This is a genomic window from Mycolicibacterium chengduense (assembly GCF_033741155.1).
Classification (GTDB): Bacteria; Actinomycetota; Actinomycetes; order Mycobacteriales; family Mycobacteriaceae; genus Mycobacterium.
Map to the genome: position 1 here is coordinate 76,956 of NZ_JAWQNH010000001.1, position 23,278 is coordinate 100,233.

Here is a 23,278-nt window from a genome sequence, read left to right on the forward strand (position 1 = left end):
GACGGTCAGGAAATACCGTTGATCCCCGGATGCTGACCACCAGGCACCGTCGGGGCCGGAGGTGCGACCACCGAGGGGGTGAACAGGTTGCCGCCGGTCGGGCTGACCGACTTCTCGGTCGGCGCGACCGTCGCCGACGGGCTCGCCGGAGCACTCGTGGTCGTTGTCGTCGTGGTCGTCGTGCTGGTGCTCGGGCTCTCCTTGGCGCTGTTACTGCACGCCGCGCTCAGGCCACCGACGGCGACAATGGCCAAAGCCCCCGCGGCAACACCGATACGGCGCCGCACCAACTGTGAATTCACGTTGCTGTCCTTTTCTCCGCTGTCTGACTCTGCGCTGACCGACTACGACGTGTGCCGATGTACGCCGGGCGGCTCGGTCGCCGCGGGCGGTGCCAGCACGGTGGGCGTGAACAGGTTGCCGCCGCCGGGAACGATCGATTTCTCCGTCGGCGCCACCGTCGCCGGTGTCGTGGTGGTGGTCGTCGTGGTGGTAGTGGTCGTCGTGGTCGTGGTGCTCGAGGGAGCCTCCTTGCCGCCCGATCCGCATGCTGCGGTCAGCCCGCCCAGCGCGACCAACGCCGCGCATCCGGCTGTCATCCCGATCCGCCGAACCACTACCCGAGAAGCCATGACATCTGTCCTATCCGAGGTGCCGCACCCGCGGTGCGGCAACGAGCCATCTACCATCGTGACATACACCAGCCGGCTGTGTGCACCCAGCGCCTCGACCGCAAGTTTCCCGTGCGACAACTGGATACGGGCTTGGAGTCTCCCGTCAGGAACCCGCGGACTGCGTTCCGACCCGTTCGATGGCATCGGCGCCCACCCGCAGCCCGTCGCGGGCCCTGATCGCCGCGCCGATACCGACCAGCTTGGCGCGCAACTCGTCGTCGGCCAGCAGCCGCTCGACCGCTGCGGTGAGGTCCTGGTCGGCGAAACCGTAGGTATTCAATCGGATCCCGAAGCCGAGTTCGTCGATCCGCTGTGCGTTCTCGTACTGATCCCAGAACAGCGGGAGCACGATCAGCGGTTTCCCGAAGTGCAGCGTCTCGGTGACGGTGTTGTTGCCGCCGTGCGAGATCACCAGGTCGACCTGCGGGATGACCTTGGTCTGCGGCAGCATCTGAGCACCGATCATATTGTCCGCCAACGTGATTCGATCCGCCTGCGGACCCATGCTGACGATGTAGCGATGCCGGGTGGTGCCCAACACGTCGACCAGGCGCTGCATCAGTTCGACGTCCGCGCCACCGAGGGAACCCAACGACAGGTAGATCAACGCGCTACCGTCGGGCCGGTCGGCGACCGCGGCGGGCAGCACATACTCCTCGTCGGTTTCGCGGACGCTGGAGTCCATCCGCACCCAGGTACCGTCCAACGGCCGGGCCTCTAGGTAGTCCGCTTCGGCCGGGTAGACGTACAAGTTGGCGGCGTTGTCGCGCGGCATGAATTCCAGTTCCGGCAGCGGGGCCGCACCCTGGGCCTGCACCCACTCGTTGAACTCGGACCACATGGCGCGGTGGGTGCGATCGTATTCGGCACGGTAGGCGTCCCACTGCGACCGATCCGCGCTGGGCAGTCCGGAAAATGGCGGGGGCACATCGGGTCCCGTGACCTCCAGCGGGCTACAGGACACGATGCGGACGAATGGCACACCCGCCGAGGCCAGCGCGGGGAACAGCACGACATTGTCCTCGACGATGACGTCCGGACGATGAGTGGCGATGATCTGCCGCAGTCGGGGCTCGCAGTACTTGGCGCCGTCGATCAGCGCCTGATAGGTCGGCTGGATGAACGTCTGCAGCTGCTCGACCGTCGGTTTGCGGAATTCCGGCGCGGTCTCGGCGATGAAGTCGGTCCAGAACTTGCCTGGATCGTCGTCCTCGGCGCCGGCCGCCGGCTCGGCGAGATCCACGAGTTCTTCGACGAAGCCGAACGGGGCGAGCTTTCCCGCCCACGAGCTTTCGGCCGCGAACACGATCCGGTGGCCCCGGTCGCGCAGCACGGCGGCCAGCCCGATGCACTGGTTCGTCGGTCCGTAGGCCGACTCCGGCCAGAACATGATGGTCAATGTGGTCATGGGCAACCCTTCACACTCGGCCGGGTCGGGGAAGCGGGTGGCCGGTTGCCACCCGCGCGTAGTCGAGAATCAGTTCGGTGGCGGTTGCGGCGTCCAGGCTCGGGTGCCGTGCCACCATGCGGTATCCGTAGGCGTCCTCCAGCGCGACAATATTGCGCGCGATGGTCAGCGACGGCGAGGTGAGCGAGAAAATCTCTTGTGCCGCACCGGTTTCCAAAATCACCTGGTACATCGCCACCTGCCGGTCGTACAGCGATGTGAGCATCACCGCGTAGGCGGGAAAGCGGGAGGCGGCGCCGCCGAGCGCACACATCAGTTTGACCGCGGGATCCTCGGAGTCGACGGGCAGCCCGGACTCGATCGTGATGACCAGTTTGCGGTCGGGCTCGGTGACGCCTTCGATGGCACGCAGCCGCGCGTCGTAGAACCGTTCCACGCCGGCTTGGTTGGCTTCGATCAGCAGGGTTTGGATATCCGGGAAGTGGTACAGCACCGCGCCGGAAGTCAGCCCGACCTCGGCGGCGACCTGTTTGAGTTGCACGTCGACGCCGTGCTTCATCACCGCAGTCTGTGCGGCGCGCAGCAGCTTGTCACGACGTTCGGCGCGGCTGACGGACACCCGCCCATGCTGTCAGGATCGAGACAGCGGCGCATCAATTTCCTGAACTTCGATGCAGTTTTCATCCGGTTTTTACATTTGAGCTGGCGTTTCAGGCATCCCAGCTACTGAAGAGACTCCCAGAATTTCGTCAGTGCCGCGGCGCCGCGGTGCGGATCCTGCACCATCCACCAGTGCCCCAGTCCGTCGAGCACCTCGGTGCGGGCGCCCGCGCGGTCGGCCGCCCGGCGACGGATTTCCTGCGAGCCGGTGTAGTGGTCTTCGGTGGCCAGCAGGCACAGTCCCGGCCGGGCAGCCGCGTTGCCCAACTGACGGCCGGCTTCGGCCAGCACTGGCGGCGGAACGGAGCGGTACAGCGCCAGGATGGCCCGGCCCATCTCCGGGCCGAGACCGACGGCGATCTCCGCGGCCACCGGCGCGGTGATCCCGAGTGCGGTCAGCCGCTCGGCACGCTCCGACACCGTGCCGCCGACCAGCGCGTCGACGAACTGTTCACCGGCGCCGGGCGTCTGCCAGATCTGGGCCGCCTCGTGCCAGACGTACTCGGGGTCGAACACCCCGATGATGTCGGTGGTCCAGCTGCGCACCAAATCTGGCCGGTGCATCATGGCGTTCACCACGTGGTTGCCGCCCCAGTCGTGGCCCACCAGATCGATCGGGCCGTCGATGCGCCCCAGTTCATCTACGAGCCAGTCGCGGTAGTCCAGATAGGTGGCGGGCCAGCCATCGGGCAGCGGCGCGCCGAAACCCGGCGGAGACAACCGGATGACGTCATCTCGGCCCAACGCCTCGACCAGCGGGCCCCAGAGCGCATCGGTCTCCGGATTGCCGTGCACCAGAACCACCGTCATGAGCCCATCCTGGCATCACGGCGTCAGCGCGGTGGGTCGCCGCGCCAACTGAAGCTGTTGACGTACTTGCCGATGTCCATCGCCAGTTGCAGGTTGGCGCCCGAGGGATGCCCGATACCGAACGACGGGCTGAACTCGTGGTAGGGCCCGATCGCAGAAGCCACCAGAGCCAGGTCGTTCTTGACGGCGACCATCACCATGATGCGTAGCCGCGTGTACGTGCCGGTCGAATCCTGCGGGTAGTCGTCGGCGAACACCCCGTAACCGGGTTGGTAACCGACTGCGGCATTGGGGATCTCGTAGTCCACGGTGGCGTTGGGGTAGCTGCGGGCAAGCAGCTCCTCGGTGATCATCCGCGGCGTGCGCCCGTTGGCCGGCTCGCCGAACAGCTCCACCGTGCCGGTGTCCCCTGCGCCGAAATCCAGGGTGACGCCGTCGGGGTCGAGCTCCGCGCGGTAGGCGGTGCCCGGGCCGGGATAGGAGACCGAGAAGGATCCGTCCGCGGCGGTGAAGCGCGGATTGGTCGCCACCGGTGTGCCGATCGGCGGCTGTCCACAGTCGGGCGGGCATCGATAGTTGGGGATCGCGGGGGTGATCACCAGGGACACCGCTGATGTGATCGCGGCGGCGATGACGACGCCCACTGCAACCGGCGGCAGCACCGACACCTCGCGCGAAAGTTCGGGAGACCGGTCACCCGAACCCGCTCGAAGCACGGTGCGCATCGCCAGCACCGCCAGGGCCGCCAAGCCAAGATGCACACCCATCTGCACGCCTTGCGCAAGCGGAGCCGCCTCCACCAGACCCAGGCAGCCGTAGAGCACTGCCGCTCCGACCACGCTGGCGACCACCAACACCACCCGCCGGCGATGCGAGCCCGCTGCCGCCCCCACCATGGCGCCGACGGCCGCGGCAAGCACCGGAACGGCGACACCCTGGATCAACGCCTCGGCGAGCAGGCCGGCAGTTGACCGCTCACCGGTGGACACCCCGGTCGCCAATTGCGGAGCCAGGCGCGTCAGCGTCGTCACCACCGTGAAACTGCTCGCGCCGAGAGCGCCGAACATCAAGCCGGTCAACGGATCTCGAATCAACCGGTAGGCCAGCACGGCAGGCGCCAACATGACGAGGGCCCCGCCTACCGAGATGACCAGGCCATCGCGGACGGTGTGGTCGACGGTCACGCCGTCCCCCAGTGCGACATCGTAGGCATGGGCCACGATGTCACCGGTGACCAGCGCCCACCCCAGGCCCAACACCGCCCCGACCACCGCCACCACAGCCAGCGCCCGCGGCGGTTGACCGCTGCCGCGAAGGTAACTCACCAGCACCAGCGGGACGCCGACCGCGCCGGCACCGATCATCGGCGCCTGCCAGCGCAGCATCGCCAGAATGATCAGCACGACCAGCACGAACAGCACCGCCCCCCACAGCGGCGCTCGCCGCGCAAGGGTGGGTGTCATCGACGCGCCGCGCCGGTCTGCGCGTCCAGCAGGTCACGTACCAGGTTGTCGACGTTGGGGCTGCCCAGGCCGGTCACCAGGTCATAGCCAGGAGTCGAGACGTCCACCGCGTTGGAGCCGAGGCTGACATCGCGGAAGCCAGGCGCCCGGGCGCCTGAAGCCACTTGGTAGAGCAGCGGATTCAGATCGCCGCCGAGTAGACGTCCGCCATGGGCTTGCAGGTATTGGTTCATGAGCACCGTCAAGGCCCCCCAGATCGGCGCCGCCTGCGAGGTGCCCGCGCCGATACGCGGCTGGCCGTCCAGCACGATGCGGACACCGGTGAACGGGTCGGCCAGCGCGGACACATCCGGGACCAATCGTTGTTCCTTGTATCGATTCGTCCGGATCGAAGCCTGGAAGGCGGGGCGGGGGAACAACTTCGAGATTCCACCGCTGCTGCCCAGCGACATGGGCACGTCGACCCAGGCCTGTTCGGCCAGCCACTGCCCCTGCGCGTCGGTGGACAGCGTGGTGCCACCGACGGACGTCACCTCGGGAAGCGAGGCGACCGCGTCGAGCCCGATATCGTCGAGACCCGGTGGCGCGGACCAATCCGGGCCACCTTTGCATTCCAGGCCACCGTTGTCGCCGCTCGCGTCGAATACCGCGGTACCGGTGCGTTGTGCGGCCACCAGGGCAGTGCGCACCGGAGCGAGGTCGGCGGCTGCGGGCAACCGGTCGCACCCCCAGCCGATCGACAGGCTCCACACCGCTCCGGGGAACTGCCGAGCCGTCTCCTCGAACAGCCGGCCGATCTTCTCGTAACCGCCGTCGCCCTCCACGGTTGGCCGCGCATTGACCACGACCAGTTGCGCATCCGGTGCGATCGCATGGGCCACTTGAAGATCCATGGTGGTCTCGGCGCCCGGTGGTCCCGGTTGTCCACCAACCACCACCGGCGTGAACCGAGGCAGTGCCGAGCTGTCGGCGAAGGCGTCGAGATCGCTCTGCGCGAAACCGTCGAAACCGAAAATGACGAGGGTGGCGCCGGCACCGGTGAACCCGGCCGCCGCGAGCGGATGCGCGTTGTAGGCAGTCAACAAGGCGTCCGGGCCCAGCCCATGGCCGGGCACATCCATGGGCAGCAGATCCGGGCGGGCGGTGTGGTGCGGTGTGTAGCCCAGGATGCGGCCGGCGGCGGTGATCGACGCGGTCAACGCCTCGGGCACCGCCGGCTGGCGCGGCGACGCATAGAACACCTGCCCACGGCGGCCCCGGTAGTCGCGCACCGGGACGCCGAAGGCGCGGGCCATCCCGGTGGCTTCGCCTACGACCACAGCCCAGTCGTCACCCTGCCGCCAGCGCACCCGCAGACCACGTGCCTGCGACCACCCGATCAATTCGTCGGGGCGGCGCGCATCGGCCAAGCTGACCGTCAGACGGACATCACGTCCGCGGGACTCCCCCAGATCGGTCGAGGCCGCCAGCAGCCGCGCATACGGACCGGAGATGACGGCCGGCCCGGGGGCCGGCAGCACCGAAAGATCCGCTGCCAGCAGCGTTCCCATCGCCACCAGCGCCCACAACCGGCGCCGACCGGTCACGCCCACACGCTGCGATCAGGAGATGCCGTTGATCCCCGGATGCTGGCCGCCCGGCACCGTCGGGGCCGGAGGTGCGACCACCGAGGGGGTGAACAGGTTGCCGCCGGTCGGATCGATCGACTTCTGGGTCGGCGACAGCGATTCCGACGGCGCCGCGGGCGCACTGGTGGTCGCCTCGGTTGTCGTGGTGGTCGTCGTGGTCGTTGTCGTCGTGCTGGTTGGGCTTTCCTTGCTGCTGTTGCCGCACGCCGCGGTCAGCCCGCCGAGCGCAATGACGGCCGCAGCGCCGGCAACCACACCCAGCCGACTGGTGAACTTACGGGTATCCATAGCCATCCTCAGCATCAGTTGTTGCGGTGCACGCCCGGCGGCTGGGTCGGCGCCGGTGGCGCCAGCACGGTGGGCGTGAACAGGTTGCCCCCGGTCGGGTCGATCGACTTCTGGGTGGGCGACAGCGGCGCCGAGGTGGTCGCGGGCGCGGTCGTCGTGGTGGTCGTCGTGGTGGTGGTCGTCGTGGAGGACGGCGCCTCCTTACTGCTCGTCCCGCAGGCGGCCGTCAGGCCGCCCAGGCCGATGAGCGCCGCGCAACCGGCGGTCAACCCCAGACGTCGAACAAGTTTCTTTGCAGCCATGGCATCCATCCCGTGCGGCGGTGCGGTGTGCACCGAACAACAAGATCACCATCGTTGCACATCAGGCCCGGTCACACGGGCTTTACCGGCTATGCGGCGGCCTTCTCCGAGCTCGAATCTTCGCTATGGTCAGTTTCCTTGGCCGGCGTGGTGGACTCATGGGTGGCCGACCCCGTCGTGGTCTCGTGTTTGCCGGTCACTGCCTGCGGCTTCGCCACCTTCGGAGTGGACCGGGTGGACTGGCCGGACCGACGGCCCTTGGTGCCCGATGTCGCCGTGTCCTCATCGGTATGCGCAGCGGCGGTACCCGATGCGGCCGGCGACGGCGCGACGTCCGCCGCTGGCGTCGAGTGCACCGGGTCAGTGGTCGGGGATGCCGTCTCCGCGGTGGGCTGCGCCGGCTTGACGGTGGCGGGTTCGGCATTGTCCAGCTCGACCGTCTTCGCCGCCGACTCAGTCGTATTCGGATGTTCTGCAACATCTTTGCCGGTGGTCGCGTCGGCAGCGGTGACCGCATTCACACTGGCAGCGGCCGCCGTGGTCGTGGGCGCGGCCGGCGCACTGGTGGCCGGTTTGTCCCACGACGGGTTGAGGGCGTGCTGAATCCCGACGCCGACCGCGTTGAGCAGCTGCCCTGGCAGCTCCAACAGTCGCTGCGGGGTCGGCGACAGGGACGCCGGGGTGGGGACGCCAGCCTTGATGGAGCGGTCATAGCCGAGATCGACCAGCACCTTCAACGCCGGTTCCACCAAATCGATTAGCTGCTTGGGCACACCGAGCATGCGCAACGGCACCAGGAGCGGCAGCCGCTGCGTCGCCAGTGTCACATAGGTGATGTTGCTGGCGGGGTCGGTGTAGTCGGGCACTGCGCGGGGACCGTTCATATCTGCCGGGTAGTAGTTGCCGTGCTGGGTGAAGAAGCCCACCAAGGAGTTCAGGTCCGCCAGCAGGTTGAGCGGATAGTTGGGGAAGTCCGAGACGGGGTCGTACTGCCAGCTGACATCGGTGATCTTGTACGGGGTGTTGGTCGGTGTGGTGCCGTCGAACTTGACGTTGATGAACGGGACGAACAGTCCAGGGAAGCGGGCCGCGAGGCCGCCGTTGGGTCGGTTCATGCTGGCGATCAGCATGAAGCTGAGTTGACCGGGAGCAGGCGACCCGATCGACTGCAGATACCGCAGCTCACGGACGACGACGTTCGCTCCGGAAGAGTAGCCGACGACTGCCACCGGGTCGCCGGTCTGCACGGCCGGATTTACCAGGGCCTGCAGGTTCGCCAGCCCGGCCCGTTGGGAATCCTCGTATCCGCTGGAGCCGTCCCAATTGTTCGTGAACGGGATTTGCGACGGCCAGGCGACCGGCTTGAAGGCGTAGCCGTAGTACGGCGAGTTGGGGTTGGTCGGATCGAGGTAGCCCTCGCCCGCGACGCCGAGCGGCAGCCCGGTGGTATTCGGCGTGCCAGGTGGCAGGGGGTTACCGCCCAACTCCTGCATCATGCTGATGCTGGTCGGGTTGCTGTTTCCGCCGATCGCCACCAGGGTCCCGGCGAGCAGACGGATCCCGGTTTGCACACCGGCGAGCAGTAAGGCAACGACAGCGAATACCGCGGCCGACCGGACAACCGACGCCAGCGCCCGCAGCACGGAACCCCCGACCATGACACCCTCCCCCGAACTCAACCCATCACCGCAGCTAGGCGGTGCACCAGAAATTCCTACCACGTCAAAATCCGGCTGGGTCGCATTTCAGCGAACTCGCCGACACCACACAACGACAGTTCTGGCAAAGAGCCGTCAGGCGCCGGTGCACATCGACGCGCTGCTGTGCGGGGCGAACCGGGACGTGGACGCGCTGCGGCGGAAAGCACACCCCTACACGCGGCACGCACCAAGGAGCCCGAATTGCCTTGTATGTCAAAGCATTCAGGCGGGCGCCTGACTAGAGCACCTTGGAGAGAAACTCCTGCAGCCGCGGATGCTTGGGGTTGTCGAACAGCTCGGCGGGCGGGGCGTCCTCCACGATATTGCCGTCGCACATGAAGATCACCCGGGAGGCAACCTCCCTGGCGAAGCCCATCTCGTGGGTGACCACCACCATCGTCATGCCGCCCACCGCCAGCTCGCGCAGCACCTCCAGCACGTCTCCGACCATCTCGGGATCCAGCGCGCTGGTGGCCTCGTCGAAGAGCATGATGGACGGGTTCATGGCCAGGGCCCGGGCGATCGCGACGCGTTGCTTCTGCCCGCCGGACAGGGTGGCGGGTTTGACCTGAGCCTTCTCGGCGAGGCCCACCTGGGCCAGCAGCTCCATCGCCTTCTTCTCGGCCGCGGCCTTGTCCATCTTCTTGGTCAGAAGCGGTGCGAGCGTGACGTTGTCGATCACGGTCATGTGCGGGAACAGGTTGAAGTGCTGGAACACCATGCCGATGTGCTGGCGGACCTTGTCCAGGTTCACCTTCGGGTCGGTCAGGTCGAAGTCGTCGACGACGACCTTGCCCCCGGAGATGTCCTCCAGCTTGTTCAAGCACCGCAGGAAGGTGGACTTGCCGGATCCCGAGGGTCCGATGACGCACACCACCTCGCCCTGTTTGATGGTGGTGTCGATACCGTCGAGCACCACCAGGTCACCGAACGACTTCTTCAGGCCCTCGATGCGGATCTTGACGGTTCCCGGCTCGGCGGCAGCGGCTTCGGGCACGAGTTCGGTCATTTGACGAGCCGCCTCTCCAGTCGGTCCGAAAGTTTGGTCAAGGCCATGATCACCACGAAGTAGATGATGCCGATGATCAGCCACATGGTGAACGACTGGTAGTTGCGGGCGATGATCAGCCGGCCGGTCTGGGTCAGCTCGGCGATACCGATCACCGACAGGATCGAGGTGTCCTTCAGGGTGATGACGAACTGGTTGACATACGACGGGATCATGGTCCTGATGGCTTGGGGCAGAATCACTTTGCGCATGGTCGGCAGGTATCCGATGCCGAGGCTGCGGGCGGCCTCCATCTGGCCCTTGTCCACCGACTGGATGCCGCCGCGGACGATCTCGGTCATGTAGGCACCGGCGTTGAGCGACAGGGTGATGATGCCCGCCGTCAGCGCCGTCATGGTGAACCCGAGGGCCGACGGGATGCCGAAGTAGATGAAGAAGGCCTGCACCAGAAGCGGTGTGCCGCGGAAGATGTCGACGTAGGTGGTGCCGATGGCGCGCAGCCAGATCGATCGGGACACCCGCATCAAGCCGAAGAGAATACCGAGCAGCAGGGCGATCGCGATCGAGACGACGGTCAGGATGATCGTCATCTTCAGGCCGGTCATCAGCACCGAGAAGGTGCTCGTGAGCAGACCGAAGAAGGAGTTGTCGGCCTCGGCCGCACCCTCACCGAGATAGGTCTTGATGATCTCGTCGTAGCGGCCGTTTGCTTTCAGGTGATTCAGGCCGTCGTTGAATTTCTTGAGCAGCTCGGCGTTTTGGCCTTTGTTGACCGCGAAGCCGTAGCTGGATCCCTTCTCCTTCGGGGTGACGGTCTTGAATCCGTTGCCCTGCTGGATGCCGTACAGCAGCACCGGGTAATCCTCGAAGACGGCCACCGAGTTGCCGGTCTTCACCTCTTCGAACATCGAGGCCGAGTCGGCGAACGAGACGATCTGGAAGCCGTACTTGTCCTTGATGGACTCGGCGAACTCAGCACCCTCGGTGCCGTTCTTGACCGCGACCCGCTTGCCCTTCAGGTCGGCGTAGGACTTGACGTCCTCGTTGGTCTTGAGCACGGCCATCTGCACGCCGGACTCGAAATACGGTTCGGAGAAGTCGAATACCTTCTTGCGTGCGTCGGTGATCGACATGCCCGCGATGACACCGGCGGCCTGATTGGCCTGCACCGCTTGCAACGCCGCGTCGAAACCGAGCGGTTTGATGTCGACGGTGAAGTTCTGATCCTTGGCGATCTCACGGATGAGATCCATGTCGATGCCGACGAATTTGCCTTGCGCATCTTGGAATTCGAACGGCGCGAACGTGGTGTCGGTGGCGATGACATAGTTCTCGCCGTCGGCGTTGGCCGTCCCCGTCGAGAGCAAGACGCTGAGAGCGCCCACCATGGCCGCGACGATCAGAAATGCCGATCGTCGCAGGGCACCTCGTCGTCTCCGCGATGCCAGCTGCATGCTGCGCCTCCCCTCATCCACAATGCGCGGAGGATAACGCTAGCGGGCGGCGTCGCTTCTTGTCACAGAACGGGTCATCGGGGCGTGCCGACCACGACCCGATTCCCGCCGCTGCGCTTGGCCTCGTACATGGCCAGGTCGGCGGCGCTGACCAGCTCGAGGACCACCTCGGCCGGGGCGGGGGCGGACTGCACGTCACGGCGGGCAGCGGCCGCGACCCCGATGCTGGCACTGACGTCGCCCAGCCGGGAGGTGATCGCCTCGCACAGCGGCGCGGCCAGGACGCTCGGGTCGGCGGTCCAGGACATGGCCGCCAGCAGAAATTCCTCTCCCCCGGCTCGACAGATCGCAGAGGTCGGCGGGGCGTGCTCGCGCAGGATGTCGGCGACGTGCAGCAGCACCCGGTCACCTTCGGCATGCCCCAGCGTGTCGTTGATGCGTTTGAAGTCGTCGAGGTCGACCATGATCGCGACGACATACTCGGGCCCGTCGTCAGGGGCGCTGACGAGGTGCCGTTCGACGGTGTCCAAGAACCCGCGCCGGTTGAGCAGCCCGGTCAGGGCATCGGTGTCCGAGCGGCTGGCGTAGACGCTCATGGCCTTCGAGGTGCCGCGGATGGTGATCGGGGTCAGGGTGTTGAGCATGCACAACAGCCAGACCGCGGCGATGGCCGTCTCGATGTTGACCTCATGCGCGAGTCGGTACACGGCGCAGCCGGATGCCGCCAGCCCCGCCACCATGTTCAGCAACAGCGCCCGGTTGCTGTGGAAGAACGCGATGTATCCGCTGGTGATGGGCACCGCGGCACAGGTCAGGGCGGCGAGCGCAGCACTGGGCTGCACGACACTCCACGCCACGGCGCACGCAGTGCACAGCGACACCGTGATCAGCGATTGCCGGCGCGTTGGCCAGTGGGTGAGCCAGAACCACGTCATCACACACGACAGGCAGCAGCCGACCAGGGCGATGATGACGGCGAACAAGAGGGTGACCTCGCGATAGCTGGGCACCACCATGGCCAGTGGCGCCAGTATCGACGACGCGGAGACGATGGCCAGCATGACCCGTGCCGAGTGGGTCAACCCGCGGTTCTGCACGAAGGCGGTTACGGCGTCGAACGGGTCGGGCTGGTCCAGCCAATCCGCCAGCCGCGTCGTGCAGAGAAAGCGCATCTTTCCAACCAGAGACCGATTGACACCTTTTGACGTGCGTATTTCCGCGACGTCGCCCCAACCGCGCCGGCCCCCGAACGGTCCGGCACGCAGTAGACCCGAACGCCCTGCACCACCGATAAAGGGAAAGGGTAGTCAAATTTGCGCCAACGTCAGCAGAATCGCATTTTCGGTACCCTCGTTTGCTTGACGACGCAAAGAGTTGGCTCAGCGGCAACAGTTCGGCCGACGTTCCAGGGTGAGATCAGGTGGGGTGTCGGTCGATCGGATGAGATCCACGCAAAGGCCAATTACCCTGTGACTCCTGAGGTTAATGTCACCGGCTGTGACCAGGCTGGCATGGCTTCTCTCCGCATTCATCGTGTTGACCGTCGTGAGTCCGACGGCGTCGGCGAGTGGGTTGGCTAGCGGTGTGCCGTTCAAGCAGGGCTCCGACTGCGACCCGAACTACTCGGGTTGCGTCCCGATTGCCAGCGACGTGGACTGCGCCGGCGGCAGTGGCAACGGTCCCGCATACGTTCAAGGTCCGATCAAGGTGATCGGGCGGGATATCTACGACCTCGACAGGGACGGCGACGGGACCGCCTGCGAATGAGCTAGGCATAAGTGGTGGGGCTGGATAACCGCGGTGTCCGAACCGCCGATGTCACCGTATTCGTGTTGCTGGTGTGCGTTCAGTTCGCCGGTGTCGGCATCGCGTTGTTGAGCGTGCTCGTGTTGCCGATGAGCATCGACAACTGCGCGTATCAGACGTGCGGTGACGAAAAGTGGATCAATTACGCGATCTGGACGGCGTTGGCCTCGCTCGCGCCAGCCGGTGTGTTCACCGGAATTGGCGTCATCCAATTGGTGCGCAACAGAATTGGCTTCTGGCTTGCGCTTATCGGGGTCGTCGCGCAATGGTCCCTGTTGTATGGAGCATGGCGGATGGCGGATTGGGCGGGGCCTGTGGTCAGGTGAGCGCAGCAAAGCGCAGCAAGCTTCGTCGAATTACAGCCGACTTCCGACCTCTCTACGCCCCAGACTCACATGTGGCACCCTGCAAAGCAGGGCTCAGCCACACCCGCGTGACTGAGGCCACACGCTAGCGCCGTTCGGTTTCTTGCTCGGTTCCCGACTACCTCTTTCAGAAGCTCGCCTTAGCTGGCGGGTGGGGGATTTGATGTAGAGGGAGAACTGGGTCGTGGGGGATTTTCTGCCGGGTGACCGGCCGTGGTGGGCTGTGCGCCGGTGGTGGCCAGTGGCGGTGGCGCTGGTCGTCACGGTCGCGTTGACTGTCGCCGGGCAACACTGGTTGACCGACTATGGCCGTTCAGAGACTGGACGTGCATCGGTTGCCTCGCCGGCACAACGGTTCGCCGACGCCGCGCTGGCGGCATTCACCGGATCAACCACGATCGCCATCCCCGCCTCGGCGTTGACACCTGCGCAGCGGTCATCGGGTCTGCCGACCGATCCGGTGGCCGGGTTGACCTCGACGACGCCGGCCGGGCCGGTGCAGGTGGTCCTCCCGGGTGGTCTCGGCGCTGCCCAACACACCACCGCCGGGCAGGTCGTCTACCCCGATACCGGCGCCGGATTCGACATGCTGGCCGAGAACACCGGCACCGGTACCCGCACCGTGGCCCGCATCACGAGTCCCGCGGGGGTGCGGATGGTCACCACGTTCGTGCGGACCCCGGCCGACACGGTGATGCTGGCCCACACCAACGGGTTCCTGACGATCAACCGCGCCACCCCGACCGCCGAAACGGTCGGCATGTTCGCCCCCGCCGAAACCCGGGACGCGGCAGGCAAACTGGTGCCCTCGTCCTATGTGACGCGCCAGCTGCGGCCGGGCCTGTACCAACTCTCGGAGGTCATCGACCCGCGACCGGACACCGTGTGGCCGGTCTACCTCGACCCGCCCCTGCATGTCGGTGACCCTCTGCCGGTGGGGTTGTTCGATTCGTTCACCTCGACCATCAGCAGCGCGGCCAGCGCGGTCGGCAGCGCGGTGTCCACCGCCGCCTCGGCCACCGTGTCCGGCGCCCAAGCGGTGGGCACCTTCGTGAAGAACAACCCGATGGAGACCGCGATCATCGTCGCCGGCGCGGCGGTCGCCGTCACCGGTGTGGGCGGTCCGGCCGGGGCCGCCGCGATCGCGGCCGCCGTCGCCAATGTCAGTGCCGCCGGGTTGCAGATCGCCTCAGAAGCCATGCCCGACAACAAAGCCCTCGGGGTGGCCTCCACACTGGCCGACGCGGCAACCATGTTCACCCCCACCGGGGCAGCCAAGAAGATCGCCGAAGAAACCGCCGAGGTGGTCGCCGAACAAGCCCTCAAACACACCGACGACATCATCGACGCCGCCAAAGTCGTACCCAACCCGACACACGTCCGCGACGAGATCACCGCCGCCGGCGCGGCCGGGAAACCACCGGTGCCGGGCGTGCAAACCCCGAAGGTCCCCAACGCGCCACCGGCGGTCAAAACCCCCGAACCACCGACAACGCCGCTGACACAGCGGGTTCCGTGCGCAGGCCAATCGTTTAGCCCCGACACACTGGTGCTGCTGGCCGATGGCACCAAACGCCCCATCGCCGCCCTGCAGGTCGGGGATCGGGTGTGGTCCACCGACCCCGACACCGGACAGACCAGCGGGCAGCCGGTGCAGGCCGTGCTGGTCAACCACGACACCGACCTGCTCGACCTGACCATCACCAACCCGGCCGATGTCACCTCGCTGGTGCACACCACCGCCAAACACCCGTTCTACAGCCCCACCCACACCCAGACGCGGCCAGCTGACTCGGCGGTCACCGGCTTGGCCAACACCACCGGCACCGCGACCGCCCCAGGCGCTGGGTGGGTCGACGCCCAAGACCTACACCCCGGCGACCAACTGGCAACACCGTTCTACGACAGCGTCGCCCACGTCGCCAACCACACACCGGTCGCCGGCACAGCCGACATGTGGGACCTCACCATCACCACCACCCACACCTTCTACATCAGCACACCCACCGCCAACGTTCTGGTCCACAACTGCCCAATGTCGGCACCCAAGGGCGCTGAAGGTCCGGCTCCCACCGTGCGGCCCGGGAACATTCCGCTGTCTGAGCGGGTCCCCCCGGCATCGCCCACACAGCGCGCTCTGGCTGGGCAACGCAATGCCGCGCGTAACGACGATAATGCGGTGCACTGCCTTTACTGCGACAAGGTGACTGAAGGGCAGACAGAGCACATCGTTCCTCGCGCGAAAGGCGGCACCAACGCCGACGTGAATCTCGACCGAGCATGTGCTTCGTGCAATCTGTCCAAGCGAGACCAGCCGGTGATGGATTGGCTACAGCGCAAGGGCATGCAGCCATCATCACAATCGATGAGGGTGATCCGCGGCGCCATTCGGTACGCCCAGCGGCGGCCGTCCAGTCCAGCGGATCAACGTCAGGAGCAGCAACAGCGTGTTCAGGATGTCACCGAGACGCAGCGCACGCGTGCGGCGGATTCAGCTCGGCAATTGGATAAGCAGGGAACGCGCGGGAGCTCAGATCACGAGTCTGGGCACAGCGACCACAAGACTGGCGAGAAGAAGAAGCCCAGGCGGAAGAGCAAACAGCACCATTCCCACCCATAGAGTGATCAGCATGCGACAACAGCAATCGCAATTCGGGGCGTCCTCTGGCCGCAACGATCAGAAGAATCGGTCATCTCGTGCCCGATAATCGGATCTTCGTACTCGAACCTCACCCGTCTACACGACCAGAAGGCGCACGCTACCTGCAGTTCGAGCTCGCTATCGATGACGACGGATGGCCACCTGCGGACTGGGAGGCGGTATGGGCTCAACCCGACGAGGCCTTCTTCACCTACCGCGTCGTGAGTATTCCTGCGTTCGTCTTTGATATCGCAGTCGGTGACCTCGTCCAAGGGAAACTCGGCCCAGACGACGACCTGCAGTTCGACCACAAGATCAGCTCTGGTGGGCACTCGACGATCCGCGTGTACATGCATCACGAACTGCCGGACTCCACGATCGCAGAAGTGCGCGCAGGGGTCACCGCGTCCGGATGCACCTACCAGCTGACGAGCTGGGACGCGATCCTGGCTGTCGACATTCCCACCGAAAAAGCCTACGAGCGGCTCTATTCCGATGTTCTCATCCCCCAAGCTGACGCCGGTCACCTGACGGTCGAAAAGGGATGCTGGACCTTCGATTGACGCGCACCGGCTCCCAGGAGGTTTAACGAATGCTGCCTACAGACATCTCGGTGCCCCCAGTCGGACTCGAACCGACACTTGGCGGATTTTAAGTCCGCTGCCTCTGCCAATTGGGCTATGGGGGCTCAACGCCGCCCACGACGTTAGCGCCCGACCCACCACAGTCGACATCCCACCCCGAATCCCCCGCACAGTGGATGGCCGACGGGCCCCAAGAGACCTACCCTGAACCGATGAACGGCCTGCTCGCCGCCCTCGCCACAGTGGCGATCCTGGTGCCCCTCGGCACCGCGATGGTGTGGTTGCACGAACGCGGACAGGAACGCGCCTCCAAGAAATACTGGGCCACCCGCGGCGGCACTGCCGGCGGCGCGGCGGCCGGAGGCACGTACTTGGCCGGCGGCGGTGGATGCACCGGTGCCGGGCACGGTCACGGCGGGTGCGGAGGCGGTCACACCGGCTGCGGTGGCGGCGCGGGCTGTGGAGGGGGCGGCTGTGGTGGCGGGGGCTGCGGCGGCGGCAGCTAGAACAGGTCCTCGGGTGCAGGCGAGAGCGCCAGCACCGGCCGCGGATACCGGCACAGCGCACACCCGTCACCGACGATCTCGTACACCACCTCGGCGGCTACCCGCAGCGCCGCGATGTCATCGGCCGGGAAACCCACCCCCGACACGCTCAGCTGCCCGAGAATCACCCCGTGCCGACGGCTGAGCCGCGCCAGCCCGGCCACCATCTCGATCACCGCATCCGCACCGTCGGCACCGTCGGGTCGCGCGATATGCCGATGCAGACCAATCAATTCCACACCGGGCCGGGCGATGACCTCCGCGGCAAGACTGCCCCACCCCGAGGCCGCGCAATCCACCACCACTCGAGCTGCACCGGAACCGAGCGCGTCCAACTGCTCGACAGCGCCGATCCGGAACCGCTGCACTCCGGCGCCGGCGGCGCTGCGCACCGAATCGGCATCTACACCCGAACCGCAATGCAGCACAACCTGTTTCGCAGGGACGCCACGGGAGAGCGCCCGGTCGACCTCGTCGACAAAACAGGCCTCGACACCTATGCCGTGGCGCCGGATCCAGTCGGCCACCACCGCAGAGCGCAGCACGGCGGCCGGAAAGTTCGACGTCGCCATCGGAAAAGCCTTGCGGTACATGGCGCATCGGCGCAGCAACACCGTCTCGTCGAAAACGTCGACGGCCTGAACGTGCAACAGCCGTCGCGCGAAGCGATGCGCCGAGGACATACCTGGACTGACGAGCGTGTGCACCACGGAACCTTCTGTCTGGTCAGAGCCCCGGCCGGTCAAGCCGCTACCACCACTGTCTCTCGCGACCCGCCCGGACAAAAGAGCTCTTGCACGGTCTTGACGCCAGCCCCTGGAACCTTGACGTTCTCTTGACGGCGCACACGTGATCGGCGCCACCAGTGTAAAGACCCGTGACCTCGGCAGACGGCCGGAATCGAACGAAGACCGTAAAGGACCGCGCGCCGCCCGTAAAGAAACCGTCAACGCCGCGGTTGGGCTCGCTGGACGGGTCTAGCTTCGACCTGGCCGCCGATGCCGGAGGCCTGGTCTTCAGTGAACGGAGTGACATGTCCACAGTGGTGTACCTCGCGCTGACAGTGGCGATCTTCGCCCTGCTCGGCCTCGTGCAGAAGTGGGTTGAGGGCCTGTGAGCTACGACAACATCGTCGGCCTGGGTCTGGCAATCCTGCTGGCACTGTTTCTCTTCGCCGCACTGCTTTTCCCCGAGAGGTTCTAGTGAGCAGTCAAACCGCGGGGATCCTGTTCCTCGTCTCCCTGATCGTCGCCCTGGCGGCCGTGCACGTTCCGCTCGGCGACTACATGTACCGGGTTTACAGCTCCCAGAAGCACTCTCGTGGCGAGCGCCTGATCTACAAGGCGATCGGCGCCGACCCCGATACCGAGCAGACCTGGGGCTCATACGCCCGCAGCGTGCTCGCCTTCTCGGCGATCAGCGTCCTCTTCCTGTTCGTGCTGCAGCTGGTGCAGGGCAAGCTCCCACTGCACCTCAACGATCCGGCCACCCCGATGACCCCGGCACTGGCCTGGAACACGGCGGTCAGCTTCGTCACCAACACCAACTGGCAGGCCTACTCGGGTGAATCCACCCAGGGGCACCTGGTCCAGATGGCCGGTCTGGCGGTGCAGAACTTCGTCTCCGCCGCGGTCGGCATGGCTGTCGCGATCGCCTTCATCCGCGGGCTGGCCCGTCGCAACACCGGTGACCTCGGCAACTTCTGGGTTGACCTGGTCCGCGGCTGCATCCGCATCCTGCTGCCGCTCTCGGTGCTCGCCGCCATCATCCTGATCGCCGGCGGCGCCATCCAGAACTTCCACCTGCACGACCAGGTGGTCACCACGCTCAACGGCGCCCAGCAGACCATCCCCGGCGGCCCGGTCGCCAGCCAGGAGGCCATCAAGGAACTCGGCACCAACGGCGGCGGCTTCTACAACGCGAACTCCGCGCACCCGTTCGAGAACCCCAACAGCTGGACCAACTGGGTCGAGATTTTCCTGCTGCTGGTCATCAGCTTCTCGCTGCCCCGCACCTATGGGCGCATGGTGGAAAGCAAGAAGCAGGGCTATGCGATCGCCGCCGTCATGACGATCATCGCGCTGGCCAGCACCAGCCTGATGCTGCTGTTCCAGCTGCAGCACCACGGCACCGTGCCTACCGCCATCGGTTCGGCGATGGAAGGGGTCGAGCAGCGCTTCGGCGTCCCGGACTCGGCCGTCTTCGCCAGCGCCACCACGCTCACCTCCACCGGCGCCGTCGACTCGTTCCACGACTCGTATACCAGCCTCGGCGGCATGATGACGCTGTTCAACATGCAACTCGGCGAGGTGGCGCCCGGCGGCACCGGTTCCGGCCTGTACGGCATGCTGATCCTGGCGATCATCACCGTCTTCGTCGCCGGCCTGATGGTCGGTCGCACCCCGGAATACCTCGGCAAGAAGATCACCCCGCGTGAGATCAAGCTCGCCGCAACGTATTTCCTCATCACCCCGCTGATCGTGCTGACCGGCACCGCGATCGCCATGGCCATGCCGGGCCAGCGAGCCGGGATGCTGAACGGCGGACCGCACGGCCTGTCGGAGGTGCTCTACGCCTTCACCTCGGCCGCCAACAACAACGGATCGGCATTCGCGGGCATCAGCGTCAACACCGAGTGGTACAACACCGCACTGGGTCTGGCCATGCTGTTCGGCCGGTTCCTGCCGATCATCTTCGTGCTGGCCCTGGCCGGAACACTTGCCAAGCAAGGCAAGACACCCGAATCGATCGGCACGCTGCCCACCCACCGACCGCAGTTCGTCGGCATGGTCGCCGGTGTCACGCTGATCCTGGTCGCCCTCACCTTCCTGCCGATGCTCGCGCTCGGCCCCCTCGCCGAAGGAATCCACTGATGACCACCCCGACCCTCGACGCACCACAGTCGCACGCATCGAAACCAGCAGGCGGCAACCGCATTCAAGGCGGCCTGCTCGATCCGAAGATGCTGTGGAAGTCGATGCCCGACGCCCTGCGCAAGCTCGACCCACGCACCCTGTGGCGCAACCCGGTCATGCTGATCGTCGAGATCGGCGCGGTATGGAGCACCATCCTGGCCGCCGTCGAACCCTCCTGGTTCGGCTGGCTGACGGTGATTTGGCTGTGGCTGACGGTCATCTTCGCCAACCTCGCCGAGGCGGTAGCCGAAGGTCGGGGCAAGGCTCAGGCTGAAACCCTGCGCAAGACCAAGACTTCGACCATGGCCCGACGCCTCGTCGACTGGGGCCCGAACCGCCCCGTCAACGAAGAAGAAGTCGCCGCTCCCCTGTTGCAGCAGGGCGACTACGTCGTCGTCGAGGCCGGCCAGGTCATTCCCGGTGACGGTGACGTCGTCGAAGGCATTGCCTCGGTGGACGAATCGGCGATCACCGGCGAGTCGGCGCCGGTGATCCGGGAGTCCGGTGGCGACCGTTCGGCCGTCACCGGCGGTACGACGGTGCTGTCCGACCGCATCGTCGTGCGCATCACCCAGAAGCCGGGCGAGAGCTTCATCGACCGGATGATCTCCCTTGTCGAGGGCGCCAACCGGCAGAAAACCCCCAACGAGATCGCGCTGAACATCCTGCTGGCCTCGCTCACGATCATCTTCGTGTTCGCCGTGGCAACGCTGCAGCCGCTGGCCATCTACTCCAAGATGAACAACCCCGGCGTACCGGATTCGCTGGCGCTCACCGGAAACGGTGTCTCCGGCATCGTCATGGTGTCCCTGCTGGTGTGCCTGATCCCGACCACCATCGGCGCGCTGTTGTCGGCCATCGGCATCGCCGGCATGGACCGACTGGTGCAACGCAACGTGCTGGCCATGTCCGGGCGCGCCGTCGAAGCCGCCGGGGACGTGAACACCCTGCTGCTGGACAAGACGGGCACCATCACCCTGGGCAACCGGCAGGCAGCGGATTTCGTTCCGGTGACTGGTGTCTCACCCGAGACGCTGGCCGACGCCGCGCAACTGTCCAGCCTGGCCGACGAGACGCCGGAGGGCCGCTCCATCGTGGTGTTCGCCAAGCAGGAATACGGGCTGCGGGCCCGCACCCCGGGTGAACTCAGCACCGCCCACTGGGTGGAATTCACCGCACAGACCAGGATGTCGGGTGTCGACCTCGGTGACGGGCACTCCCTGCGCAAGGGTGCGGCGAGTTCGGTGGCCGAGTGGGTCCGCAGCCAGGGCGGCCAGGTCCCTGCCCAACTGGGCGATATCGTCGACGGCATCTCGGCCGCCGGCGGCACCCCGCTGGTGGTCGGTCAGGTGCTCGACGGGACGGCATCGGTGCTCGGCGTCATCCATCTCAAGGACGTCGTCAAGCAGGGCATGCGGGAGCGTTTCGACGAGATGCGCCGCATGGGCATTCGCACCGTCATGATCACCGGCGACAATCCGTTGACCGCCAAGGCCATTGCCGACGAGGCGGGCGTGGACGACTTCCTGGCCGAAGCCACCCCTGAAGACAAGATGGCCCTGATCAAGAAGGAGCAGGCCGGCGGCAAGCTGGTCGCGATGACCGGCGACGGCACCAACGACGCGCCGGCCCTGGCGCAGGCCGATGTCGGCGTCGCGATGAACACTGGCACCTCGGCGGCCAAAGAGGCCGGCAACATGGTCGACCTGGACTCCGACCCGACCAAGCTGATCGAGATCGTGGAAATCGGTAAGCAGCTGTTGATCACCCGAGGTGCGCTGACGACGTTCTCCATCGCCAACGACATCGCGAAGTACTTCGCGATCATCCCGGCCCTGTTCGTCTCGCTGTTCCCCGGCCTGGACCTGCTGAACATCATGCGGCTGCACAGCCCGCAGTCGGCGATCCTCTCGGCGGTGATCTTCAACGCCGTGGTGATCGTGGCGCTCATCCCGCTGTCACTGCGCGGGGTGCGCTACACCCCGAGCAGCGCGTCGAAGCTTTTGTCGCGCAACCTCTACGTCTACGGCCTCGGCGGCATCATCGCGCCGTTCATCGGCATCAAACTCATCGACCTCGTTATCCAGTTCCTCCCAGGGATGTGACATGTTCTTCTCCAATTTGGTTCGTCAGCACCTGGCCGCACTGCGCGCCCTGCTGGTCCTCACCGTCATCCTCGGCCTCGGCTATCCGGTGGTCATCTGGCTGGTCGCCCAGATCCCCGGCCTCAGCGCCAAGGCCAACGGGTCGATCATCGAGGCGAACGGAAAACCTCTGGGCAGCAGCCTGATCGGACAATCGTTCACCGACGACAAAGGCAACGCCCTGCCGCAGTACTTCCAGAGCCGCCCATCGGCCGCCGGTGCCGGCTACGACCCACTGGCCAGCGGCGCCAGCAACCTCGGCCCGGAGAGCATCGTCGACACCCCGGCCGACCCGTCGGCACCGGCCGACGACAACGGCTTCAAAGCGGGCCTGCTGACCCTGGTGTGCCAGCGCAGCGCTGCCGTCGGGGCGCTGGAGGGTGTCAATGGGGCGCGCCCGTTCTGCACGGGTGGCGGGGACAGCGTCGGAGCGGTGCTGTCGGTGATCGGGCCCCGTGACGCGGCAGGAAACGTCGTGCACCCCACCCGGGTGGTGAGCGTCAACGAACCCTGCGAGACCACCAAGGTGCCGTTCCTGACCACCTACGAGAGCGTGCGCGTCGAATGCGCCACGTTCGGCGAGGACTACAGCCTGGGCCAGATCGTGCCCATCCGCGGTGCCGCGCCAGCCGACCCGGCGGTGCCCGCGGACGCCGTCACCGCCAGCGGCAGCGGCCTGGACCCGGACATCTCCCCCACCTACGCCGCCATCCAGGTGGACCGGGTGGCCAAGGCCCGCGGGGTCAGCCCGGATGTGATCCGCGCGGCGGTCGAGGACAACGCGTCGGGGCGCACCCTCGGCTTCCTCGGCGAGCCCAGGGTCAACGTACTGGCCCTCAACCTGGAATTGGACCAAAAGTATCCCGTGAAGAGTTGAGGCTG

24 protein-coding genes and 1 tRNA gene are annotated in these 23,278 nt (G+C 66.2%); 10 read left to right on the plus strand and 15 right to left on the minus strand.

The features are described from left to right. Nucleotides 1–5 precede the first annotated feature (5 nt). The 13 genes from SBI67_RS00410 to SBI67_RS00470 form a co-directional block, all read right to left on the minus strand. Nucleotides 6–302 carry a hypothetical protein gene (locus SBI67_RS00410; RefSeq protein WP_318978680.1) on the minus strand — a complete coding sequence of 99 codons (297 nt, stop codon included), beginning with the start codon at nucleotides 300–302 and terminating at the stop codon, nucleotides 6–8. Nucleotides 303–344: 42 nt separating this feature from the next. Continuing rightward, nucleotides 345–632: a hypothetical protein gene (locus SBI67_RS00415; RefSeq protein WP_318978681.1), complete on the minus strand. Its 288-nt coding sequence runs from the start codon at nucleotides 630–632 to the stop codon at nucleotides 345–347. Nucleotides 633–777: 145 nt separating this feature from the next. Beyond that, complete coding sequence (locus SBI67_RS00420; protein ID WP_318978682.1) at nucleotides 778–2,082, minus strand: glycosyltransferase; 1,305 nt, start codon at nucleotides 2,080–2,082, stop codon at nucleotides 778–780. A gap of 10 nt (nucleotides 2,083–2,092) precedes the next feature. After that, on the minus strand, nucleotides 2,093–2,701 hold the full coding sequence (locus tag SBI67_RS00425; protein WP_318978683.1) for a TetR/AcrR family transcriptional regulator: 609 nt from the start codon (nucleotides 2,699–2,701) through the stop codon (nucleotides 2,093–2,095). Between the two features lie 104 nt (nucleotides 2,702–2,805). Further along, on the minus strand, nucleotides 2,806–3,552 hold the full coding sequence (locus SBI67_RS00430; protein ID WP_318978684.1) for an alpha/beta fold hydrolase: 747 nt from the start codon (nucleotides 3,550–3,552) through the stop codon (nucleotides 2,806–2,808). A 23-nt stretch (nucleotides 3,553–3,575) separates the two neighbouring features. Continuing rightward, nucleotides 3,576–5,015 carry a zinc ribbon domain-containing protein gene (locus SBI67_RS00435; RefSeq protein WP_318978685.1) on the minus strand — a complete coding sequence of 480 codons (1,440 nt, stop codon included), beginning with the start codon at nucleotides 5,013–5,015 and terminating at the stop codon, nucleotides 3,576–3,578. After that, complete coding sequence (locus tag SBI67_RS00440; RefSeq protein WP_318979528.1) at nucleotides 5,012–6,565, minus strand: S53 family peptidase; 1,554 nt, start codon at nucleotides 6,563–6,565, stop codon at nucleotides 5,012–5,014. The genes SBI67_RS00435 and SBI67_RS00440 overlap by 4 nt, the downstream gene beginning before the upstream one ends. 51 nt (nucleotides 6,566–6,616) lie before the next feature. Then, a complete protein-coding gene (locus SBI67_RS00445; protein ID WP_318978686.1) occupies nucleotides 6,617–6,931 on the minus strand; it encodes a hypothetical protein in 315 nt (104 codons plus the stop codon). A gap of 14 nt (nucleotides 6,932–6,945) precedes the next feature. Then, complete coding sequence (locus SBI67_RS00450; RefSeq protein ID WP_318978687.1) at nucleotides 6,946–7,233, minus strand: hypothetical protein; 288 nt, start codon at nucleotides 7,231–7,233, stop codon at nucleotides 6,946–6,948. 89 nt (nucleotides 7,234–7,322) lie between these two features. Next, nucleotides 7,323–8,891, minus strand: coding sequence for a PE-PPE domain-containing protein (locus SBI67_RS00455; protein WP_318978688.1), 1,569 nt, complete (start codon nucleotides 8,889–8,891; stop codon nucleotides 7,323–7,325). Nucleotides 8,892–9,171: 280 nt separating this feature from the next. Beyond that, a complete protein-coding gene (locus tag SBI67_RS00460) occupies nucleotides 9,172–9,942 on the minus strand; it encodes an amino acid ABC transporter ATP-binding protein (protein WP_266048886.1) in 771 nt (256 codons plus the stop codon). Beyond that, nucleotides 9,939–11,330, minus strand: coding sequence for an amino acid ABC transporter substrate-binding protein/permease (locus SBI67_RS00465; RefSeq protein ID WP_318978689.1), 1,392 nt, complete (start codon nucleotides 11,328–11,330; stop codon nucleotides 9,939–9,941). Before SBI67_RS00465 ends, SBI67_RS00460 begins: the two co-directional genes overlap by 4 nt. A 140-nt stretch (nucleotides 11,331–11,470) precedes the next feature. Further along, nucleotides 11,471–12,568 carry a GGDEF domain-containing protein gene (locus tag SBI67_RS00470; protein WP_318978690.1) on the minus strand — a complete coding sequence of 366 codons (1,098 nt, stop codon included), beginning with the start codon at nucleotides 12,566–12,568 and terminating at the stop codon, nucleotides 11,471–11,473. A gap of 325 nt (nucleotides 12,569–12,893) precedes the next feature. Between SBI67_RS00470 and SBI67_RS00475 the strand changes: the two genes are divergently transcribed. The 4 genes from SBI67_RS00475 to SBI67_RS00490 all read left to right on the plus strand — a co-directional run bounded on the left by SBI67_RS00475 (nucleotide 12,894) and on the right by SBI67_RS00490 (nucleotide 16,771). Continuing rightward, on the plus strand, nucleotides 12,894–13,163 hold the full coding sequence (locus tag SBI67_RS00475; RefSeq protein ID WP_318978691.1) for an excalibur domain-containing protein: 270 nt from the start codon (nucleotides 12,894–12,896) through the stop codon (nucleotides 13,161–13,163). A 14-nt stretch (nucleotides 13,164–13,177) separates the two neighbouring features. Further along, nucleotides 13,178–13,528, plus strand: a complete 351-nt coding sequence (locus SBI67_RS00480) for a hypothetical protein (protein WP_318978692.1) — start codon at nucleotides 13,178–13,180, stop codon at nucleotides 13,526–13,528. 223 nt (nucleotides 13,529–13,751) lie between these two features. Continuing rightward, on the plus strand, nucleotides 13,752–16,187 hold the full coding sequence (locus SBI67_RS00485; RefSeq protein WP_318978693.1) for a polymorphic toxin-type HINT domain-containing protein: 2,436 nt from the start codon (nucleotides 13,752–13,754) through the stop codon (nucleotides 16,185–16,187). Nucleotides 16,188–16,264: 77 nt separating this feature from the next. Continuing rightward, nucleotides 16,265–16,771, plus strand: coding sequence for a DUF4265 domain-containing protein (locus SBI67_RS00490; protein ID WP_318978694.1), 507 nt, complete (start codon nucleotides 16,265–16,267; stop codon nucleotides 16,769–16,771). 51 nt (nucleotides 16,772–16,822) lie between these two features. On the opposite strand, the gene SBI67_RS00495 is transcribed toward SBI67_RS00490, so the two are convergent. Further along, nucleotides 16,823–16,896 (minus strand) — tRNA-Leu (locus SBI67_RS00495). Nucleotides 16,897–17,004: 108 nt separating this feature from the next. Between SBI67_RS00495 and SBI67_RS00500 the strand changes: the two genes are divergently transcribed. Next, nucleotides 17,005–17,298 (plus strand): hypothetical protein, encoded by a 294-nt coding sequence (locus SBI67_RS00500; RefSeq protein ID WP_318978695.1) that lies wholly within the window; start codon nucleotides 17,005–17,007, stop codon nucleotides 17,296–17,298. On the opposite strand, the gene SBI67_RS00505 is transcribed toward SBI67_RS00500, so the two are convergent. Beyond that, nucleotides 17,295–18,044, minus strand: a complete 750-nt coding sequence (locus SBI67_RS00505) for a type III PLP-dependent enzyme domain-containing protein (RefSeq protein WP_318978696.1) — start codon at nucleotides 18,042–18,044, stop codon at nucleotides 17,295–17,297. The genes SBI67_RS00500 and SBI67_RS00505 overlap by 4 nt on opposite strands. Nucleotides 18,045–18,214: 170 nt before the next feature. Here SBI67_RS00505 and SBI67_RS00510 point away from each other — a divergent pair, with 170 nt between their 5' ends. The 5 genes from SBI67_RS00510 to SBI67_RS00530 are packed head-to-tail and all read left to right on the plus strand — an operon-like array spanning nucleotide 18,215 to nucleotide 23,273. Next, nucleotides 18,215–18,454 carry a hypothetical protein gene (locus SBI67_RS00510; RefSeq protein ID WP_318978697.1) on the plus strand — a complete coding sequence of 80 codons (240 nt, stop codon included), beginning with the start codon at nucleotides 18,215–18,217 and terminating at the stop codon, nucleotides 18,452–18,454. Further along, nucleotides 18,451–18,540 carry a potassium-transporting ATPase subunit F gene (locus SBI67_RS00515; RefSeq protein ID WP_109761975.1) on the plus strand — a complete coding sequence of 30 codons (90 nt, stop codon included), beginning with the start codon at nucleotides 18,451–18,453 and terminating at the stop codon, nucleotides 18,538–18,540. Before SBI67_RS00510 ends, SBI67_RS00515 begins: the two co-directional genes overlap by 4 nt. Further along, nucleotides 18,540–20,210, plus strand: a complete 1,671-nt coding sequence (kdpA, locus tag SBI67_RS00520) for a potassium-transporting ATPase subunit KdpA (protein ID WP_318978698.1) — start codon at nucleotides 18,540–18,542, stop codon at nucleotides 20,208–20,210. The genes SBI67_RS00515 and kdpA overlap by 1 nt, the downstream gene beginning before the upstream one ends. Then, entirely contained in the window at nucleotides 20,210–22,357 is a 2,148-nt protein-coding gene (kdpB, locus tag SBI67_RS00525) for a potassium-transporting ATPase subunit KdpB (RefSeq protein WP_318978699.1), read from the plus strand. Before kdpA ends, kdpB begins: the two co-directional genes overlap by 1 nt. Nucleotide 22,358: 1 nt before the next feature. After that, on the plus strand, nucleotides 22,359–23,273 hold the full coding sequence (locus SBI67_RS00530; protein ID WP_318978700.1) for a potassium-transporting ATPase subunit C: 915 nt from the start codon (nucleotides 22,359–22,361) through the stop codon (nucleotides 23,271–23,273). Nucleotides 23,274–23,278 lie beyond the last annotated feature (5 nt).

Bases quoted from the DNA above. Each gene is read 5' to 3' on its own strand.
- SBI67_RS00415 (WP_318978681.1), bottom strand. From the start codon at position 632: ATGGCTTCTCGGGTAGTGGTTCGGCGGATCGGGATGACAGCCGGATGC.
- SBI67_RS00420 (WP_318978682.1), bottom strand. From the start codon at position 2,082: ATGACCACATTGACCATCATGTTCTGGCCGGAGTCGGCCTACGGACCG.
- SBI67_RS00430 (WP_318978684.1), bottom strand. From the start codon at position 3,552: ATGACGGTGGTTCTGGTGCACGGCAATCCGGAGACCGATGCGCTCTGG.
- SBI67_RS00435 (WP_318978685.1), bottom strand. From the start codon at position 5,015: ATGACACCCACCCTTGCGCGGCGAGCGCCGCTGTGGGGGGCGGTGCTG.
- SBI67_RS00440 (WP_318979528.1), bottom strand. From the start codon at position 6,565: ATGGGAACGCTGCTGGCAGCGGATCTTTCGGTGCTGCCGGCCCCCGGG.
- SBI67_RS00445 (WP_318978686.1), bottom strand. From the start codon at position 6,931: ATGGATACCCGTAAGTTCACCAGTCGGCTGGGTGTGGTTGCCGGCGCT.
- SBI67_RS00450 (WP_318978687.1), bottom strand. From the start codon at position 7,233: ATGGCTGCAAAGAAACTTGTTCGACGTCTGGGGTTGACCGCCGGTTGC.
- SBI67_RS00455 (WP_318978688.1), bottom strand. From the start codon at position 8,891: ATGGTCGGGGGTTCCGTGCTGCGGGCGCTGGCGTCGGTTGTCCGGTCG.
- SBI67_RS00460 (WP_266048886.1), bottom strand. From the start codon at position 9,942: ATGACCGAACTCGTGCCCGAAGCCGCTGCCGCCGAGCCGGGAACCGTC.
- SBI67_RS00465 (WP_318978689.1), bottom strand. From the start codon at position 11,330: ATGGTGGGCGCTCTCAGCGTCTTGCTCTCGACGGGGACGGCCAACGCC.
- SBI67_RS00470 (WP_318978690.1), bottom strand. From the start codon at position 12,568: ATGCGCTTTCTCTGCACGACGCGGCTGGCGGATTGGCTGGACCAGCCC.
- SBI67_RS00500 (WP_318978695.1), top strand. From the start codon at position 17,005: ATGAACGGCCTGCTCGCCGCCCTCGCCACAGTGGCGATCCTGGTGCCC.
- kdpB (WP_318978699.1), top strand. From the start codon at position 20,210: ATGACCACCCCGACCCTCGACGCACCACAGTCGCACGCATCGAAACCA.
- SBI67_RS00530 (WP_318978700.1), top strand. From the start codon at position 22,359: ATGTTCTTCTCCAATTTGGTTCGTCAGCACCTGGCCGCACTGCGCGCC.